Raw genomic sequence first — 17,902 nt, forward strand, 5'->3', positions numbered from 1 at the left:
ATCGCCGGTGAGATCTTGAAAAATTAGCCATTTTCCTGCGTCACTAAGATGAAAATTCAAGGTAAGGTGCGGGGCGCCTGCGTAGACTCGGCAACGGTTGAGTTAATTAAGAGGCGAATCATGACCGTTCTACATAGCGCAGATTTCTTCCCTGAAGGGAATTACGCCATCGCCATCGAGCCGCGTGTGCCGCAGCAGGCATTTCCGGAACACCATCATGATTTCCATGAAATCGTGTTGGTGGAACACGGTTCTGGCATTCATGTGTTTAACGGTCAGCCACAAGCTTTATCCGCAGGATGCGTATGCTTTGTGCGCGATCACGATCGTCATCTTTATGAGCAAACGGAAAATTTGTGCCTGACCAACGTGCTGTATCGCAGTCCGGCGTCATTTCGTTTTCTCTCGGGTTTGCAGGCTCTCCTGCCGCGCGAAGAAGAGGATCACTACGCGTCGCACTGGCGCATTAATCACAAGGTGATGGCGCAGGCGCTGCAAATCGTTACGCAGATGAAGCAGCAAGATGTGTGGTCGCTGGAACGTCACGCACGTCAGGAGCAACTTTTTCTGCAACTGCTGGTGTTGTTGCGCGAAGCGGCTCACAACGATCAATCACAGGATCAGGAAGCACGCTTACATCGGTTGCTCGACTGGCTCAATGAGCACTACAGTGAAGAGATTGTGTGGGATGCATTAGCCGATCGTTTTTCATTGTCGCTGCGCACTCTGCACCGCCAGATGAAGCAGCAAACCGGTAATACACCGCAGCGTTACCTTAATCGGCTTCGCCTGTTACAGGCGCGGCATTTACTGCGTCATAGCGATATGCGCATTACAGACATCGCCTACCAGTGTGGATTTGGTGACAGCAATCACTTCTCCACGCTGTTCCGGCGGGAATTTGGCTGTGCGCCCAGAGCGGAGCGCCAGCAGATGCTATAACTGGAGCGTTTCCTCATGTCGCTGATCTTAACGCGGGAAGACTATTTTCCGGCCTCCAATCTGCCGATTGCGGTGGCCGAGCGCATGCCGCAGCCCTCCTTTCCTCCGCACCGTCATGAATTCAGTGAAATCGTTATCGTCTGGCGCGGTAACGGCCTGCATGTGTTGAACGATCGTCCATGGTTGGTAACCTGCGGCGACGTTTTTTACATTCACGATAACGACTGCCACAGCTATGACAGCGTCAACGATCTGGCGCTGGATAACATTCTTTACTGCCGCGATCGCTTTCGTCTTAGCCTTGACTGGAGCCAGTTGTTGCCGCCGCAAGAAGAAGATTCGCCGGGCTGCTGGCGTTTGACCACCCGCGGGATGGCGTTAGCGCGCGGTGTGATTAGCCAGCTGGAACGCGAAAGCCGCAAAAGTGATTCGCTATCGATTCAACTCTCTGAGGCGCTGTTTTTGCAATTAGCATTGATTCTGCGCCGTCACGGTTATGCCGCCGATCGGCCCTGGGCATTACCTGAGGGTGAGCAACTGGATCTGCTGATGTCAGCATTGCAAGGTGCCATCAGCCGTCCATTCGATTTGGCAGTGTTCTGTCAGCAGAATCAGTTGAGCGAGCGCGCATTGAAGCAACTGTTTCGCCAGCAAACCGGTATGACCGTGGGACACTATCTGCGGCAACTACAGCTGTGTCAGGCGAAATATCTGCTGCGGACGCAGGATTGCTTAATCAGTGAAGTGGCCGCGCGTTGCGGCTTCGATGACAGTAACTACTTTTCGGTGGTGTTTACGCGGGAAACCGGTTTAACGCCGAGCGCCTGGCGGCAGCGTTTCCTGCCGCAGCGTGAATTCTCAGCAGAGAAAGTGAAGGCCTGACGTGCCGTAGCGGCGTCAGGCTTTACATTAGGCTGCCATGCCTAATCCAACAATGTTGGCAGCAATGATAATCACCACACAACCCAGTGACAGAACGCGAACCGGACGTTGCCCCGCCGATTTCCACTCTTTTAGTACCAGACCAACCAATCCACCGCACAGCACGTAGAGGCTCATATGCAGCATCCAGCTGATGAAGTCATACTGTGCCGGAATTTTGGCGTGTCCCCAGGCGTAGAAGAAGAACTGCAGATACCACATGGTGCCGCCCAGCACAGCAAACGCGATATTGGCCAGCAGCATTGGTTTAGCGACGGAGAAATCACGGCGTACTGAAATATCGGTTTTTACCGCCAGACGGATGAAGCAGTAAGCCAGATTGATTAACGCACCACCGCCCATGATCACCACATAGCTTGGCAACGCGACATAGAGTGGATTGATGCCCAGATTGGCTGCGGCTTCATGCATCGGCTTAGCGGCATCCATCGCAAACGACATGCCGGCCGAAAAGATGCCGCACATTACGGCCAAAATCAGCCCTTTTTTCAGGTTGAACTCTTCGGCATTGATGCCCAGCGCCCGCTCTTTTAACAGACCGGCACGCGATACAATCCCTACGCCGATCAGCGCAACTAACACGCCGAGCAGCGTCATACGTCCGCCTGGTGAGCTGAATAGCTCGACAAATCGGCCCTGCAGCAGCGGCGTCATCAAGGTTCCCACCACTAAGGTGATACCGATGGCAATACCAATGCCCATCGACATCCCGAGGTAACGCATGGTCAAACCGTAGTTGATGTTACCAATGCCCCACATGGCGCCAAACAGAAATACCGGCATCAGTTGAGAGAAACTAAAGCTGCCGTAATACGCCCAGAAGTTCGGCAGTAATACCGCACTGACTGCCCAGGGAAGAATCAGCCACGACATGACGCCGCCTACCGACCACATCGTTTCCCAGGACCACTTTTTCACCTGCTTAAATGGAGCATAAAAACAGGCGGCACTGGCGGCACCCACCAGATGCCAGAAAATACCTGCAATGATGGCACTGTTCATTGTTATTCCTTCGTAAGGTTGAGGCCAACAGGAAACCGGCGGTTTCCCGATTACCGGCAGTCTACGGTGGGCAGCTTTTCGTCAGCCTTTGGATGGCTGCCGGAAAGCGGAGGTTGCTGGCAAAATTCGGTGGGTCGTCAACATAGGGATCACAAAATCGCATTCGCAGGCAGGTCACGGGGTGATTTTTATAAGTGGCTTATTCTTCAACATATTTTTCTATTGTGCTGTGCCGATCAGCACAGTTTTTGATTCACTGCCACTGCAACAGTTAACATGGCAGTCACACAAAGCCGCGTACCAGACTTTCCCCGCAGGCGTTTAATCCGTATAACGTTGGGAAAATCATCAGGACGAAGGATTGAGATGAATACCAAAAGATTGCGACTGTTGCTGTCACAATCGGTGAGCCGCGTGATGCTGGATGACATCCGGGCCATCGTGCCGGCGCAGGCGCTGAACGTCTTTATTAATGGATTAGATGAAGCACATTACGCCACGCTGGATTGCGTGCAGAGCGAGGAGAATTGCGCCCTGCTGGCTTCGGTGATTGTGGTGTGGCGACAGCTGGGTCACGTTCATGCGATTCATTATCAGAAAGGTGAGCATCTGCGTCAGGTCGACGACGCCACGCAATTCCAGCTGTTCAGTATGATGAAAACCCATCGCGCGATCGTGCAGATCGCTTAACTCTCGGGATGACTATGAAAATCGGACTGCTTTTCCCTATTGCCATCATCATTGCTGGCGTCAGTTTTTTGGCGTGGTTTATTGCCAGCGGCGCGGCGATGCCAGGTTCCTGACATGTATTTAACATACGTTGAATCGTCTCTAAGCCGCTGAAAGCGCGGCATTTCGCCAGGAATGCTGCGTCTGTCGTGCTGTTCTTCCCTTCTTTGCCATCCCTCAAGTTGCATTGGCAATAGCAAAAAGGTGCTACACCCTGATCTGTTTCACTCTGCAATTCACAAATCTTTAACGAAACCGATCGCGGAGAACCTGTACATGACAACACACCATCAACATTATATTAATGGCGCGTTTGTCGCCGATCAGAACGACAAGTGGATAGAAGTGATTAACCCGGCAACTGAGGCATTACTTTCGCGCGTGCCGGAAGGCAGTAAACACGACGCCGCGCAGGCCATCGACGCTGCTGAAGTGGCGCAGCCGGATTGGGAAGCGCTCCCCGCCGTTGAACGCGGCAACTGGCTGCGCAAAATTGCCGTCGCTATTCGTCAGCGTGAACCAGAATTGACCGCCACTATCGTCGCCGAAGGCGGAAAAACTCAGGGTCTGGCGCAAACTGAAGTACTGTTTACAGCTGATTATCTTGAGTACATGGCCGAATGGGCACGCCGTTATGATGGCGAGATCGTTAATAGCGATCGTCCCAACGAAAACATCTTTGTGTTCAGGAAAGCGATTGGCGTCACCACCGGCATTCTGCCGTGGAACTTCCCCTTCTTCCTGATTGCACGTAAAGCCGCGCCCGCGCTGGTAACCGGCAATACCATTGTTATCAAGCCAAGTGAGCTGACGCCTAACAATGCGGCGATTTTTGCGCACATCATCCATGAAATTGGTCTGCCGAAAGGCGTGATCAACTTTGTTTACGGCTATGGCCCGGAGATTGGTCAGGAGCTGGCAGGCAACCCGAAAGTCGGCTTAGTCAGTCTGACCGGCAGCGTCAACGCCGGTATCGCCACCATGGAAGCTGCAGCGAAAAACGTTACCAAAGTCTCGCTTGAACTGGGCGGAAAAGCGCCAGCCATCGTCATGGATGATGCCGATCTCGATCTGGCGGTTAAAGCGATTGTTAGCTCTCGCGTGATCAACACCGGACAGGTGTGTAACTGTGCTGAACGCGTTTACGTGCAGGAAGGCATCTACGATCGCTTTATCAGTGCGCTGACTGCCGCCATGCAGCAGGTGAAATTGGGTAATCCGGCCGAGCAAAACGATATCGATATGGGGCCGCTAATCACTGCGGCCGCGCTGGAACGCGTTGAGCAGAAAGTGGCGAACGCGGTCGCGGATGGCGGCAAAGTAGTGCTAGGCGGGAAGCGTGCAGGCAGCAAAGGCTTCTATTTTGAACCAACCATTATCACGGGCGTGCGTCAGGATATGGAGATCATGCAGCAGGAGATTTTTGGTCCGGTGCTGCCAGTAATGACCTTTAAAACCCTTGATGAAGCCATAGCGCTGGCGAATGACTGTGAATATGGTCTGACCTCATCGATTTACACCCAAAACCTCAACACCGCGATGGTTGCCCTGCGTAAGTTAAAGTTTGGTGAAACCTATATCAACCGCGAGAACTTCGAGGCGATGCAAGGCTTCCATGCGGGCTGGCGTAAATCGGGCATTGGCGGCGCTGATGGCCGTCACGGTTTGGAAGAGTTCTTACAGACGCACGTGGCATATTTGCAGTTCTCGTAGGATCGCCATTCATGGCGTAATGCTTGTCAATTAAGCCAACGACGAGGGCGCAGGCCGGTGGCACTTTTGGTCCGGCGGTCCTCGCGCCGCTAGCGCGGTACCTTCACTTCGCTCGTCTGCCTGACGGACCGGTGGAGACGGGACGTCCTTGTCCCGGCTCCACCTTTCGCCCGCGTCCTGCGGGCTCTCCTGGCTTCCTCGCTTCGTTCAGCGCTGCGGATTGCCTGCCCAAAAGTGCCCCCGGCCTGCTTTAAAGCTTCAGTGCGTGTTTCTGAAAAGGGCACATTTGCCAGAGGCTCTGGCGCGTCTGCTGCGGCAAAAGGGCTATCCGCAGCGCTGAGGCTTTTACGTTGGGCCAGGAGCCTCACGCATGGATGCGTGAGGCAGTTCGGGGCGGCCAGGACGGCCGATCCGCGAACGGTCCGTTGGCACGACGTGGAAGCCGAAGGCACCGCGTTAGCGGCGCGAGGACGGCCCATGACGCAGCAGATGTGTCAGAGCCCGCACCAGATTTAAAGCAAAATGGTTTCTTAACGGACAAGCATTACGCCATAAGTGGCGACCTGTAACCCTGAAACCTTTATAAAACCCGCTTCTGGCTGCGCAGCAGCGCCAGGCCGCTTAACACCGACATCGCCATCAGATAATAGCCGGGCGCCAGACTGGTGCCGGTCGCGCTAATCAGCAGTGTACAAATCAGCGGTGCAAAGCCACCAAACACCGTAACCGCCACGTTATAGCTGATCGCCATGCCGCTGGCGCGCGTACCCATCGGGAACAGATCCGCCATCACCGACGGCACCGTTGAGAAGTAGATCGACTTCAGCAGCGCCATCCAGCACACCAGCAAAATCAACGTAGTTGGCGTGGTGTGATCAACCACCAGCTTAAAGGCCGGATAGATGGTGACGATCAGCAAAATCAGCGATCCCCACATTAGCGGCACGCGGCCCACACGCTCGGCCCATAACCCCATAATGGGCGTGACCACCGTCAGAATCACACCCGCCAACAAGGTAGCAGTAAACGCCACGCTGCCCGAAAGATGCAGATTTTTGGTGGCGTAAGTCGGCACATAGTTCAGCATGTAGTTCACCGCAGTCGAGATCACCATCAGGCCGATCGCCAACAGCATCAACTCCTTCTGGCGGCCAAACAGACTTTTCAGCGGCGCGGCTTCCGGTTTGTGCTCAGCAAAGCTCGCCGGTTCATGTACGTGACGTCGAATATAGATCCCCAGCGGGCCAATCAGCAGGCCGAAGGCAAATGGAATACGCCATCCCCAATCCTGAATCTGGCTTTCGCTGAGAATCTGCGTCAGTCCGAGTCCAAATGCCGACGCCATCAACGTACTGGCGCCCTGCGTGGCGAACTGCCAGCTGGCGATAAAGGCTTTGCGCTCCGGGAAGTGTTCAACCAGGAACGCCGTCGAGCTGCCAAATTCGCCCCCGGCAGAGAAACCCTGCACCAGACGCGCCAGCAAAATCAGCAGCGGTGCCATCAGGCCAATGCTGCTGTAGCTCGGCATAAAGGTGATGACCGCGCCGCCGAGCATCATCAGGTTGATCGATAACAGCAGCGCTTTTTTTCGACCGTGACGATCGGCATAGTTGCCCAGCACAATCGCGCCCAGCGGACGAATCAGGAATGACACACCAAAACTGCCAAAGGTGAGCAACATTGAAACCGACGGATCGCTGGTAGGAAAGAAGGCATGCGCAATGTAGCTGGCAAAAAAGCCGTACACGGCGATATCAAACCACTCCAGCGCGTTACCGATACAGGTCGCGAACAGCGTTTTGTGCAGATTGGGCTTCGCTGCGTTCAACGGCATCGTGGTATTTAATGTACTCATTGGCCACCTCCAACGTGCGCACGATGCTGCGCCACCAGTTCCGTTCCCTGCTCGCCGAGATCCCACAGCAGACGCGTCATAATCTGCAAACCTTCGCGGGCAATCGATTTCAACATATGCTCGTTGACGCCATGCTGGCCGCAAGCTGGATACGAGTGCGGCACCCACAAGGTTGGCAAACCGAGAATGTCGGAGAACACGTCATTGGGCAGCGAGCCGCCAAGATTAGGCAGCAGCGCCGGTTTCTTGCCGCTGGTTTCCACCATGCTGGTCAGCACCCAGTTGACCAGCGGATCGGTGGGATCAAGGCGTGTCGCGGGCGATCCGCGCATAAACTCCACGTCCACATAGTCAAAACCGTGCTGATGCAGATGTGCGCGCACATGCTGGGCGAGATTTTCCCAGTCGGTACCCACCACAAAACGCAGCTGACAAACGGCGGTGGCGCTGCCCGGAATAGCATTCATCGGACGCGCCGGATTGCCGGTGAGAAACGACAACACTTCCAGCGTGTTCCAGCCATACAGGCGTTCAGTTGGCGTCAGTCCCGGCTCGCCCCAGTTCACGTCGATATCGGGATCGCCCGGCATGCCGCCCACCTCGATATCGCCCAGAATATCGCGCACCTGCGGCGTCAAAGAGTTGGGTTTCAGCGCCTCGACCTGCAACACGCCCTGCGCGTTGACCAGCGAGGCGATGGCGTTGGCCAACTGCGTACCCGGATTGCTCAACAATCCGCCCCAGTTGCCGGAGTGATAAGCGTTGTCACGCGCGTTGACCGTCAAACGGAAATTAACCGCGCCGCGTGAGCCCAGGAACAGCGTTGGACGAACCGCATTGAGACGCGGACCGTCGGAAGCAATAAACAGATCGGCTTGCAGCAGTTCGCCATGCTGCTGGCACAACTGCGCCAGCCCTGGCGAGCTGATCTCTTCACCCATCTCGAACAGTATTTTGCAGTTAAAGCCCAGGCTACCGCCGCGCAACGCAAACACCTGCTCCAGCGCCGCCAGATTGACGCAGTGCTGGCCCTTATTATCCGCGCTGCCGCGCGCATACCAGCGATTGCCCTCTTCAACCATCTGCCATGGCGATAAGCCGTCGCGCCAGTTTTCATCATCACCAAACACCACATCGCCGTGACCATAGCTGAGCAAGGTTGGCAGCATGGGATCTTCAATGCGTACCGCCACGAGGAACGGTCGATTAGCGGCTTCCGGGTTGTCGATGAAATGCAACGTGAAGCCCAGAGCGATCAGCTGCGGGCCGATCTCATCCTGCAAATAGCGCTGTAATTCGTTGTCACGATCGTCGCGCTGGCTTTCGGTACGTTGCGCCACGCGACGCGCCAAAATTTGTTGAAACTCCCCGCTGTCAAAATATGCGGTGGCTTGTTGAACCGCCTGTTGTGCCGTCATGTTTGCCCTGTCTTTTATTGTTTTGTCGTTAAGGCATCTTTGCGGAAACACTGCTTTGCCACAATTATCAATTTATCGAGTAAGATTTGCTTTTATAGCAAAGCTAGCTTGCCCGATTTCGAGGCATGCACCACCATGAGGCATCCGCATGTTAAGCAGTGAAATCCGCTATTTTCTCGCCGTCGCCAACACCGGCTCGCTCAGCGCCGCCAGCGAACAGCTGTTTGTGGCGGTGTCGGCGATCAGCCGGCAAATTCAGCGGCTGGAAAATCAGGTTGGCGTGCCGCTGTTTGCGCGTCACGCGCGCGGCATGGTGTTGAACGAAGCGGGGGAAATCTTTGCACATCACGTACGTAAGAATCTGCTGGATATGGAGTATGCGCTGGCGGAAATTAAGGGACTGAAAGCGGTGCGCCGCACGTTGATTCGCGTGGCCTGCACCGATGGGCTGGCGTTTACGCTGCTACCTCGTTTGATCGCAGATTTTCGCAATGACAATCCGGGCGTGCTGTTTGATGTGAAAGTCGCCAGCACGCAAGGCGTGGCGGAAGCGCTGCGCAACGGCGAGTGTGACGTGGCGCTGCAATTTAGTCTTCACGCTGAGCGCGGTGTGGAAGTGATGGGTTCATGGCCGGCACCGGTATTAATCGTGATGCACCAAACGCATCCGCTGGCCAACGCGCCGCAGGTCACGCTCGCCGATCTCAGTCACTATCCGCTGGCCTTGCCGCAGCAAAACACCACCGTGCGGCAACTGTTTGAGCTCGCCAGCCATATGAACGGCAGCCTGGTTGAGCCGGTGATGACCTGCGATACCTTTTCGATGTTGTTTCAATTCCTGCTGCGCACGCCGCAGGCGGTGACAATTTGCAGCGCCTTTACCGTGCTGCAGGAAGCGGAAACGCACGGTTTGATATTGCGCTCGGTAGGCATCGATCAGCTGAGCCAACGCACCTTGCAATTGCAGACGCAATCAGGGCGGCCTCGCAGTGCCGCCCTGAATGTGTTTCTCACCTTTATGCTGCAACAGCTGGATGCGTTAGAGGAACCGCTGCGCCAGCGCTGGAAGCCGTAACTCAGTTCTTGATATCCACCGGGTAGAAGATGTGTTTACCGAACGGATCGACCTGATAACCACTCACCGATTTGCGCACCGGCTCGAAGATGGTTGAGTGAGCAATCATCACCGCTGGCATTTCATCATGCATAATCTGCTGCGCTTGCTGATACAGCGCCACGCGTTTGTCGTGATTTTGCTCGGCGCGCGCTTCGGTAATGATCTTCTCAAACGGCTGATAACACCATTTTGACGAGTTGGAGCCGCCATTCGCCGAGGTGCAGCTGTAAAGCGGACCGAAGAAGTTATCCGGATCGCCGGTCGCCGTGGTCCAGCCCATCAGCGCCGCCTGATGCTCACCGCCTTTCACGCGCTTGAGGTATTCGCCCCACTCATAACTGACGATATTGGCTTTGATACCCACGTTGGCCCAGTCCGCCTGAATCATCTCCGCCATTCGTCGCGCGTTTGGATTATACGGTCGCTGTACCGGCATCGCCCACAGGGCGATTTCGGTGCCTGGCTTAATCCCCGCCTCCTGCAGCAGCGCTTTGGCTTTCTGCGGATCGTAGTCGTAATCCTTCAGATCTTTATCCGCACTCCACACGTCCGGCGGCAGGATGTTTTTCGCTACCGTGCCAGTACCTTTAAAGATGGCATCAATGATCGCCTGCTTATTGATCGCCATCGCCAGCGCCTGACGCACCTTGACGTTATCCAGCGGCGCTTTGGTGGTGTTGAACGACAGGAAACCGGTATTCAGGCCCGATTTCTGTTCCAGCGTTAAATCGGGATTGGTGCGCATCTTCTCCAGATCGGCCGGATTGGGGAACGGCATAATCTGGCATTCATTTTTCTCCAGCTTGGCATAACGCACCGAGGCGTCCGGCGTGATCGAGAAGACAATACGATCGAGCTTCGCCTTGCCCTGCCAGTATTCCGGGAAGGCTTTATAGAGAATGCGCGAATCTTTTTGATACTGCACCAGCTCAAACGGCCCGGTGCCAATCGGCTCCATATCGACCTTCTCCGGCGTGCCGGCTTTCAACATCTGGTCGGCGTATTCAGCCGAATGGATCGAGGCAAAATACCAGGCTAAGTCGGCGAGGAATGGCGCTTCAGCGTGAGCTAAGGTGATGCGCACGGTATTGTCATCGACCTTCTCAATGCTGGTGATCAGCTTCGCCAGCTCGAGGCTTTCGAAGTTGGCATAGTTACCGCCGGAGACATTGTGGTAGGGGTTTTTGGCATCCATCTGGCGCATAAACGAGAAGATTACGTCGTCGGCGTTAAAATCGCGCGACGGCTTAAACAGCTTGTTGCTCTGGAATTTCACCCCTTTGCGCAGATGAAAGGTGTAGACCTTACCATCCGGGCTGATATCCCAGCTCTCGGCGAGGCTCGGCACCAGTTCGGTGGTGCCGGGCGTGAAGTCCACCAGGCGGTTGAAAATCGGTACCGCGCTGGCATCGACGCTGGTTCCCGACGTGTACAACTGTGGGTTAAAGTTCTCTGGCGATCCTTCTGAACAGTACACCAGCGTTTTTGCCGAAACTCCGCCCGCGACCGCCAAGCCGATTGCAGTGAGAGTGAGATTTGCCATCATTTTTTTCATCATGATCCTCGCTTTTTATTGACTTCCATGAGTCTGCTTCGTTATGTAATGTTCATCTGATTAATAAATAACATGATTTAACCAGCACGCGTACTACAGACGCCGCAATGCTAATAAGGAATTGTGATGACAGACCAACTTGCCAGCCAATTGACCCAGCGTTTCTACCGTTATCTGGCGGTTTCCAGCCAGAGCGATGCCAAATCAACCACGCTGCCGAGTACGCCGTCCCAACATGCGATGGCGGAGTTACTGGCAAAGGAGCTGGACGAATTGGGTTTACAGGATATCGTGATTGACCAGCACGCCACGGTCACTGCGGTGAAACCCGGTAATCGCCCTGATGCGCCGCGTATCGGTTTTATCACCCATATTGATACCGTGGATGTTGGCCTGTCGCCGGATATCCACCCGCAAACCCTCAGGTTCACCGGGGAAGATCTGTGCCTTAACAGCACGCAGGACATCTGGCTGCGCGTGGCGGAACATCCGGAGATCAAACCTTATCTCGGGCAGGAGATTATCTTCAGCGACGGCACCAGCGTGCTGGGCGCCGATAACAAAGCAGCGGTGACGGTGGTGATGACGTTGCTGGAGAACCTGCGCGGCGATCACGGTGATATCGTGGTGGCGTTTGTGCCCGATGAAGAGATTGGCCTGCGCGGCGCTAAAGCGCTGGATCTGGAGCAGCGCTTTAACGTCGATTTCGCCTGGACTATCGACTGCTGCGAGCTGGGTGAAGTGGTGTATGAAAACTTCAATGCTGCCGCCGCTGAGCTGGTGTTTACCGGCGTGCCGGCGCATCCGATGTCGGGCAAAGGCGTATTGGTCAATCCGCTGCTGATGGCGCATGACTTCATCTCCCGCTTCGATCGCTTAAAAACCCCCGAACATACCGAAGGCCGCGAAGGTTATATCTGGTTCAACGATATGAATGCCAACGCCAGCCGCGCGGTGTTGAAAGCCTCGATTCGTGATTTCGATTTGCAGGGTTTTGATGCGAAGAAACAGCAACTGGTGGAAGTGGCCGATGAAATCGCCGCGCGTTATCCCACCGGCCATGTAGCGCTGACGATTAACGATATTTACAGCAATATCAGTAATGCGATTGGTGAAGATCGCCGCGCGATTGACCTGATTTTTGCCGCGTTAGAGCAAGTGTGCGTGGAACCCAAGGTGATCCCGATGCGCGGCGGCACCGACGGTGCAGCGCTGTCAGCGAAAGGGCTGCTGACGCCGAACTTCTTCACCGGCGCGCACAATTTCCATTCGCGCTTTGAGTTTTTGCCGGTTCCCTCGTTTGTGAAGTCGTATCAGGTGGCAGAAGCGTTGTGTTATTTAGCCGCGAAATAAAAGAAGAAGGTCGTCATAAATGACGACACGAACTCCTGCGGGCGCTGACACATCTGCTGCGTCACGGGCCGTCCTCGCGCCGCTAGCGCGGTGCCTTCGGCTTCCACGTCGTGCCAACGGACCGTTCGCGGATCGGCCGTCCTGGCCGACCCCGAACTGCCTCACGCATCCATGCGTGAGGCTCCTGGCCCAACGTAAAAGCCTCAGCGCTGCGAATAGCCCTTTTGCCGCAGCAGACGTGCCAGCGCCTCTCAAAATTGAGCCGTTTTCAACAACATGTACGGAAGCTAAGAAGCAGGCCGGGGCCACTTTTGGGCAGGCAATCCGCAGCGCTGAACGAAGCGAGGAAGCCAGGAGAGCCCGCAGGACGCGGGCGAAAGGCGGAGCCGGGACATGGAAGTCCCGTCTCCGCCGGTCCGTCAGGCAGACGAACGAAGTGAAGGAACCGCGTAAGCGGCGAGAGGACCGCCGGACCAAAAGTGGCCCCGGCCTGCGCAAACACCGTTGGTTAAACCGGCAAGCATTACGCGACCTGTTTTAAGTTATTTGCTCGCTGAAACATCAATCCCAGGGAAGAATTTCGCCGCCAGCTTAGTGACGGTGCCATCGGCTTGCACCTTGGTGATTGCCGCATCCAGCTCTTGTTTCAGTTTGTCATCGCCTTTACGCAGGCCAAAACCGATACCGGTGCCGAGAATGGTGTCATCTTCTACCGGCTTGCCGGCAAAGGCGAAACCTTTACCCTGCGGCTTTTCGAGGAAGCCCGATTGACCGGCAGCTGACATCACCAGCGTGCCGTCAAGACGACCGGCAATCATGTCGTTATAAACCTGGTTCTGATCCTGATAAGAGGTCACCGTAACGCCCTGCGCTTCCCAGTGCTTCTTGGCATAGGTTTCCTGAATCGAACCCTGCAGCACACCGATGTTTTTGCCTTTCAGTGATTCGGCGGTTGGCAGCAGCTTCTCGCCCTCTTTCACGATTAACATGGTCGGAATGCGGTAGATCGGCTTAGTGAAGTCGATGCTTTTCGCCCGCGCTTCGGTGATGTTCATTGCGGAGTTAATGGCATCAAATTTTTTCGCCTGCAGCGCCGGAATCAACGCATCAAAGCTGCTTTCCACCCACTTACAGTCGAAGTTGCCTACCTGACAAATCGCTTTACCCAGTTCGATGTCGAAACCTTCCAGTTCACCCTGCGCGTTGCGGCTCTCAAAGGGCGGATACTGTGATTCAAGACCATAGCGTAAGGTTTCCTGCGCCAGCGCGTGCGCCGAAGTCAGCATGCCCAAAGCGACAAACAGTGCGTTCAATTTTTTCATTATATTTACCCCTAAGTTACCCTTTGACCTGGCAGAGCGCTTCTGCACCGGCCTGAAGTGTTGCGTCGTCTTTTGCGAATGACAGGCGAATTAATTTATTGTCAGTGCCGTCCATATAAAACGCCGACAGCGGAATGGTGGCCACACCGTGATCGACGATGAGACGTTTTACCATTTCGCTATCACTTTCGTCACTGAAATGTCCGTAGCTGGCTAACATAAAGAACGAACCGGCGCTCGGCAGCAGTTTAAACGGCGAATCCTCCATCAAGGTCAGCAGGCGATCGCGCTTCTCCTGATAGAACGGCGACAGCTGCAGATAGTTCTGCGGATTTTGCAGATAGTGAGCAAAACCGACCTGCATCGGCGTATCGGCGGCGTACATCATGAACTGATGGACTTTGACGATCTCTTCCATCAGCGCTGCCGGTGCCAGCGCATAACCCACGCGCCAGCCGGTGACATGGAAGGTTTTACCGAAGGAGGAAACCACCACGCTGCGCTGCGCCAGTTCCGGATGCGTTGCCATGCCGCAGTGCTTACGGCCATCAAACAGGATGTGTTCGTAGACTTCGTCAGACAGCACCACAATATCGGTGTTGCGCGTCAACGCGGCTAACTGATCCAGATCCGCAGCTGACAGCACCTGCGCGCTGGGATTGTGCGGCGTATTGATAATGATCATGCGCGTGCGCGGCGTAATGGTGGCGCGCAGTTCGTCCCAATTGATGGCGAAATCCGGCACCTGCAACTTCAGGCCAATTGGCGTAGCGCCCTGCAGACGGACCACCGGCGCGTAGCTGTCAAACGCCGGCTCGAAGAAGATCACTTCATCGCCTGCGTGGACCAGCGCGGAAATCGCCATGTAAATGCCCTGGCTGGCGCTGCCGGTGATCAGCACTTCGCTGCCGGCATCATAGTGCTGGCCATACAGCGTGTGAACTTTCTCCGCCAGCGCTTCACGCAGCGACGGCAGGCCGGTCATTGAAGCGTATTGGTTATGACCGTCACGCATCGCCTGGCTGACCAGCTCAACCAGCTGGGGATCACACGGGAAGTTGGGTGCGCCTTGCGACAGGTTAATGGCTTTATGCTGCGCCGACAGCTGGCCAATGACGCTAAAAATCGTCGTGCCGACATCGGGCTGTTTGGAAGAGATGTTAACACTGCTGTTCAAGGTCATCGGTGCCTCGTAAGGTTGCATAACCACGTATCGAAAGTAGATTTCTATTCAACGGTGTGCGGCTTGAGTCGACAAGCGAATTGTTGTCATAATAGCCATGATTAAAAATCATAGCTTGAGGTTGTTATGTCCCGCTCTGCTCTGCCGCTCAATGCCATCCACGCGTTTCTGGTCACCGCGCGCCATCTCAATTTGACGCGTGCCGCCAGCGAGCTGTGCATCACCCAAGGCGCGGTGAGCCGTAAAATCGCCACGCTGGAGAGTTGGCTGGGCTTCGCGCTGTTTACCCGCCACGCACGTGGTCTACATCTCACCGAACAAGGTGCCGCGCTGCTGCCGGAATTGCAGCAAGGTTTCGCCATGCTGGTGAATGCCACAGAAAAAGCCAGCCGCAGCAACGCCTCGATTCGCCTGAAAGCGCCTACCTGCGCCATGCGCTGGCTGGTGCCGCGTCTGGTAGCGCTAGAACAGCAGCGGCCAGATATTCACGTAGCGTTGACCACCACACTCGATCATGGCTCGCAGCTCGATAACTTTGACGCGGCGATTGTGTTTGGCCCGTCGCCAGCCGGTTCGATTTGCCTGTTTGAGGAGCGTTTAACGCCGGTGATGGCCAGCAGCGTCACGCCGCCCACGCAGATTGGCGAACTGGCGAAGTTTACTTTTCTGCATCCCACGCCGGATTCACGCGACTGGCAGCTTTGGCTGGCCGGGCTGGATGCCGCGTTGCCAATGGCGCGCAATCAGCATTTCGCCACCATGGATCTCGCGATCAGCGCTGCGATTCAGGGTTTTGGCGTCACGGTGGCGGATGTCACCTTGGTGCAGAACGATGTGGTGAATGGGCGACTGATTGCGCCGTTTGCCACCAGTGTGGCGACCGGCGCAAGCTACAGCCTGTTACAGCGGGCGGAAAAAGATGCGCCACCGTTCCTGCCGGAACTGGTGGCGTGGTTATCTGAGGTTTAGAACGAGACCCATTCGTCAGAGGCTGATTTCGGCTGTGCGAGGCCTGCGCCGGTCAACACCGGCCGACGCAGCGCGGTTGGCGATACCACGACCTTATTCACAGGCGCGCTGTCCGATAGACGGAATTTCGCCACCGAGGCCTGCAGCTCTTGCGTCTGGCGCTCCAGCGCGCTGGCAGCGGCAGAAACTTCCTCAACCAGCGAGGCGTTCTGCTGGGTGACGCTGTCCATCTCGGTGACGGCGGTACCGACCTGCGAAATCCCTTTGCTCTGCTCTTCTGACGCAGCAGCGATGTGCTTCATGATTTCATTCACATCCTGCACCGACTTAAGAATGTCGTGCATGGTGCTACCCGCGCTGCTCACCAGCGCCGACCCTTTTTCCACGCGCTGCACGGAATCTTCGATCAGTGTGGCGATCTCTTTCGCCGCACCGGCGCTGCGCTGCGCCAGATTGCGCACTTCACTGGCCACCACGGCAAAACCGCGGCCCTGTTCACCGGCGCGTGCGGCTTCTACCGCGGCGTTCAGCGCCAGGATGTTGGTCTGGAAAGCGATACTGTTAATCACGCTCGTGATCTCAGCGATCTTCTTCGAGCTGCCTGAGATGCCTTGCATGGTGGTAACCACTTCGCCCACCAACCGTCCGCCCTGCTGTGCGGTGCCGGTAGCGGTTTCAGCCAGCGAACTGGCCTGACGCGCGTTGTCGGCGTTGAACTTCACGGTGGCAGTTAACTGCTCCATGCTGGCCGCCGTTTGCTCCAGCGCGGCCGCCTGCTCTTCGGTACGCGATGAGAGATCGTTGTTGCCGGAGGAGATCTCCGCTGCGCCGCGATAAATGTTTTCAGTGCCGCTGCGAATCGCGCTTACCGCTTCGCGCAGGCTGTCCTGCATGGCACGCAGCAGCGGCACCAGCTTGCCGACGCAGTTACGGCCAAAATCTTCCACCGGCTGGCTGAGGTCGCCCTGCGCAATAATCGTGAAATGGTTACGGATACGCTCCAGTGGTTTCACCAGCATCGCCACCAGATAGCGATCGGTAAACAGCAAGATAAACAAGCCAATCACCACCGCCACCAGAATAATGACTTTAGTGATGCTGGTGAGCTTATCGACGGTGACTCGCGTCTCATCCAGTTTGCTGCCTGCGGCTTTATTGAAGGCTTCCGCGCTGGCACCAAACGCACGACTAAGTGGCGGCGTGACGTTATTGGCTTGCGCACGATAGGCTTCAAGCGTGCCCTGCTGCGCCAGCGATACCTGCGGTGCGATGCCTTCATCGAGCAGTTTTTGCCAGTTGGCGATGACGCTATTGGCGGTCTCCGCATCCATCGGACCTGGCGCCATGGTTTTAAACTGCGCCAGCAGCGTTTTCATATTGTCGAGCGCTTGTTGCACCGGGGTAAAAGCATCAGCACCGACTGCGCTGCCTGAGGCGCGGCCTTCCATCACGCGAGACAGACGCGTAACGACACGAAAATATTGATCATTTCCTTTGCTTAAAATGGTCATTTGATTGACCAGTTGGCGGTCAATCTCGTTGCCCTCGCCGAGGGCGTTCAGTGAGTGGACGCTAAACAGCCCAACGGCACACCACAGCAGGCAAAACAGCCCAAGAATGGTGAGCAATACGGCGCGGATGGTGAAATTTTTTAAGATACCCATACATAATCCCTTGGTGTGAAACGCGAAGGAGGCCCGATAAAATCGGGCATATTGCGTTTATCGGCATCGGATCGGGAAAATGTAACGGTTTTGTAAGCTAATTAATTGCTTACTGACGCGGGTGAGGAATATGCGCTT

General features: G+C 55.6%; 15 protein-coding genes. 8 read left to right on the forward strand and 7 right to left on the reverse strand.

Annotated features, from left to right (window positions below):
• Positions 1-120 precede the first annotated feature (120 nt).
• Both rhaS and rhaR read left to right on the forward strand, forming a co-directional pair.
• Positions 121-942, forward strand: a complete 822-nt coding sequence (gene rhaS / locus ACYAC5_RS10095; RefSeq protein WP_217546563.1) for an HTH-type transcriptional activator RhaS — start codon at positions 121-123, stop codon at positions 940-942.
• A 15-nt stretch (positions 943-957) separates the two neighbouring features.
• Positions 958-1,824 (forward strand): HTH-type transcriptional activator RhaR, encoded by an 867-nt coding sequence (rhaR, locus tag ACYAC5_RS10100; RefSeq protein WP_462061682.1) that lies wholly within the window; start codon positions 958-960, stop codon positions 1,822-1,824.
• Between the two features lie 27 nt (positions 1,825-1,851).
• Here the strand turns inward: rhaR and rhaT are convergent, their stop codons facing one another.
• Positions 1,852-2,886, reverse strand: a complete 1,035-nt coding sequence (rhaT, locus tag ACYAC5_RS10105; protein ID WP_101764338.1) for an L-rhamnose/proton symporter RhaT — start codon at positions 2,884-2,886, stop codon at positions 1,852-1,854.
• 366 nt (positions 2,887-3,252) lie between these two features.
• Here rhaT and ACYAC5_RS10110 point away from each other — a divergent pair, with 366 nt between their 5' ends.
• The 3 genes from ACYAC5_RS10110 (at position 3,253) to aldA (ending at position 5,328) form a co-directional block, all read left to right on the forward strand.
• Positions 3,253-3,576 (forward strand): hypothetical protein, encoded by a 324-nt coding sequence (locus tag ACYAC5_RS10110; RefSeq protein ID WP_101764337.1) that lies wholly within the window; start codon positions 3,253-3,255, stop codon positions 3,574-3,576.
• A 14-nt stretch (positions 3,577-3,590) separates the two neighbouring features.
• Positions 3,591-3,689 (forward strand): YoaK family small membrane protein, encoded by a 99-nt coding sequence (locus ACYAC5_RS10115; protein ID WP_008108862.1) that lies wholly within the window; start codon positions 3,591-3,593, stop codon positions 3,687-3,689.
• A gap of 202 nt (positions 3,690-3,891) precedes the next feature.
• Positions 3,892-5,328, forward strand: coding sequence for an aldehyde dehydrogenase (gene aldA, locus ACYAC5_RS10120; protein ID WP_462061683.1), 1,437 nt, complete (start codon positions 3,892-3,894; stop codon positions 5,326-5,328).
• A 580-nt stretch (positions 5,329-5,908) separates the two neighbouring features.
• Here aldA and ACYAC5_RS10125 read toward each other — a convergent pair.
• Positions 5,909-7,183 (reverse strand): MFS transporter, encoded by a 1,275-nt coding sequence (locus ACYAC5_RS10125; RefSeq protein ID WP_462061684.1) that lies wholly within the window; start codon positions 7,181-7,183, stop codon positions 5,909-5,911.
• The gene (locus ACYAC5_RS10130) at positions 7,180-8,601 is read right to left on the reverse strand and encodes a M20 family metallopeptidase (RefSeq protein ID WP_462061685.1); all 1,422 of its coding nucleotides are present in this window, start codon (positions 8,599-8,601) and stop codon (positions 7,180-7,182) included. Before ACYAC5_RS10130 ends, ACYAC5_RS10125 begins: the two co-directional genes overlap by 4 nt.
• 148 nt (positions 8,602-8,749) lie before the next feature.
• On the opposite strand from ACYAC5_RS10130, the gene ACYAC5_RS10135 reads away from it, so the two are divergent.
• Complete coding sequence (locus ACYAC5_RS10135) at positions 8,750-9,676, forward strand: LysR family transcriptional regulator (protein ID WP_137385838.1); 927 nt, start codon at positions 8,750-8,752, stop codon at positions 9,674-9,676.
• A 1-nt stretch (position 9,677) separates the two neighbouring features.
• Here the strand turns inward: ACYAC5_RS10135 and ACYAC5_RS10140 are convergent, their stop codons facing one another.
• Positions 9,678-11,273: an ABC transporter substrate-binding protein gene (locus ACYAC5_RS10140; protein ID WP_462062968.1), complete on the reverse strand. Its 1,596-nt coding sequence runs from the start codon at positions 11,271-11,273 to the stop codon at positions 9,678-9,680.
• A 126-nt stretch (positions 11,274-11,399) separates the two neighbouring features.
• Between ACYAC5_RS10140 and pepT the strand changes: the two genes are divergently transcribed.
• Positions 11,400-12,626: a peptidase T gene (pepT, locus tag ACYAC5_RS10145; protein ID WP_462061687.1), complete on the forward strand. Its 1,227-nt coding sequence runs from the start codon at positions 11,400-11,402 to the stop codon at positions 12,624-12,626.
• 542 nt (positions 12,627-13,168) lie between these two features.
• Here the strand turns inward: pepT and ACYAC5_RS10150 are convergent.
• Positions 13,169-13,948, reverse strand: a complete 780-nt coding sequence (locus tag ACYAC5_RS10150; protein WP_192411793.1) for a transporter substrate-binding domain-containing protein — start codon at positions 13,946-13,948, stop codon at positions 13,169-13,171.
• 16 nt (positions 13,949-13,964) lie between these two features.
• Positions 13,965-15,131, reverse strand: a complete 1,167-nt coding sequence (locus tag ACYAC5_RS10155) for a methionine aminotransferase (RefSeq protein WP_192411792.1) — start codon at positions 15,129-15,131, stop codon at positions 13,965-13,967.
• Positions 15,132-15,257: 126 nt separating this feature from the next.
• On the opposite strand from ACYAC5_RS10155, the gene ACYAC5_RS10160 reads away from it, so the two are divergent.
• Positions 15,258-16,100 carry a LysR substrate-binding domain-containing protein gene (locus tag ACYAC5_RS10160; protein ID WP_192233938.1) on the forward strand — a complete coding sequence of 281 codons (843 nt, stop codon included), beginning with the start codon at positions 15,258-15,260 and terminating at the stop codon, positions 16,098-16,100.
• On the opposite strand, the gene ACYAC5_RS10165 is transcribed toward ACYAC5_RS10160, so the two are convergent.
• Positions 16,097-17,764, reverse strand: a complete 1,668-nt coding sequence (locus tag ACYAC5_RS10165) for a methyl-accepting chemotaxis protein (RefSeq protein WP_192411791.1) — start codon at positions 17,762-17,764, stop codon at positions 16,097-16,099. The genes ACYAC5_RS10160 and ACYAC5_RS10165 overlap by 4 nt on opposite strands.
• Between the last annotated feature and the right edge of the window lie 138 nt (positions 17,765-17,902).

This window comes from Pantoea sp. y20, assembly GCF_054903455.1.

What these genes read in the sequence shown, in the direction of transcription:
- ACYAC5_RS10130 (WP_462061685.1), bottom strand. Translation starts at nt 8,601, where the DNA reads ATGACGGCACAACAGGCGGTTCAACAAGCCACCGCATATTTTGACAGC.
- ACYAC5_RS10150 (WP_192411793.1), bottom strand. Translation starts at nt 13,948, where the DNA reads ATGAAAAAATTGAACGCACTGTTTGTCGCTTTGGGCATGCTGACTTCG.
- rhaS (WP_217546563.1), top strand. Translation starts at nt 121, where the DNA reads ATGACCGTTCTACATAGCGCAGATTTCTTCCCTGAAGGGAATTACGCC.
- pepT (WP_462061687.1), top strand. Translation starts at nt 11,400, where the DNA reads ATGACAGACCAACTTGCCAGCCAATTGACCCAGCGTTTCTACCGTTAT.
- ACYAC5_RS10140 (WP_462062968.1), bottom strand. Translation starts at nt 11,273, where the DNA reads ATGAAAAAAATGATGGCAAATCTCACTCTCACTGCAATCGGCTTGGCG.
- rhaT (WP_101764338.1), bottom strand. Translation starts at nt 2,886, where the DNA reads ATGAACAGTGCCATCATTGCAGGTATTTTCTGGCATCTGGTGGGTGCC.
- ACYAC5_RS10115 (WP_008108862.1), top strand. Translation starts at nt 3,591, where the DNA reads ATGAAAATCGGACTGCTTTTCCCTATTGCCATCATCATTGCTGGCGTC.
- ACYAC5_RS10165 (WP_192411791.1), bottom strand. Translation starts at nt 17,764, where the DNA reads ATGGGTATCTTAAAAAATTTCACCATCCGCGCCGTATTGCTCACCATT.
- ACYAC5_RS10110 (WP_101764337.1), top strand. Translation starts at nt 3,253, where the DNA reads ATGAATACCAAAAGATTGCGACTGTTGCTGTCACAATCGGTGAGCCGC.
- ACYAC5_RS10155 (WP_192411792.1), bottom strand. Translation starts at nt 15,131, where the DNA reads ATGACCTTGAACAGCAGTGTTAACATCTCTTCCAAACAGCCCGATGTC.
- rhaR (WP_462061682.1), top strand. Translation starts at nt 958, where the DNA reads ATGTCGCTGATCTTAACGCGGGAAGACTATTTTCCGGCCTCCAATCTG.
- ACYAC5_RS10135 (WP_137385838.1), top strand. Translation starts at nt 8,750, where the DNA reads ATGTTAAGCAGTGAAATCCGCTATTTTCTCGCCGTCGCCAACACCGGC.
- aldA (WP_462061683.1), top strand. Translation starts at nt 3,892, where the DNA reads ATGACAACACACCATCAACATTATATTAATGGCGCGTTTGTCGCCGAT.
- ACYAC5_RS10125 (WP_462061684.1), bottom strand. Translation starts at nt 7,183, where the DNA reads ATGAGTACATTAAATACCACGATGCCGTTGAACGCAGCGAAGCCCAAT.
- ACYAC5_RS10160 (WP_192233938.1), top strand. Translation starts at nt 15,258, where the DNA reads ATGTCCCGCTCTGCTCTGCCGCTCAATGCCATCCACGCGTTTCTGGTC.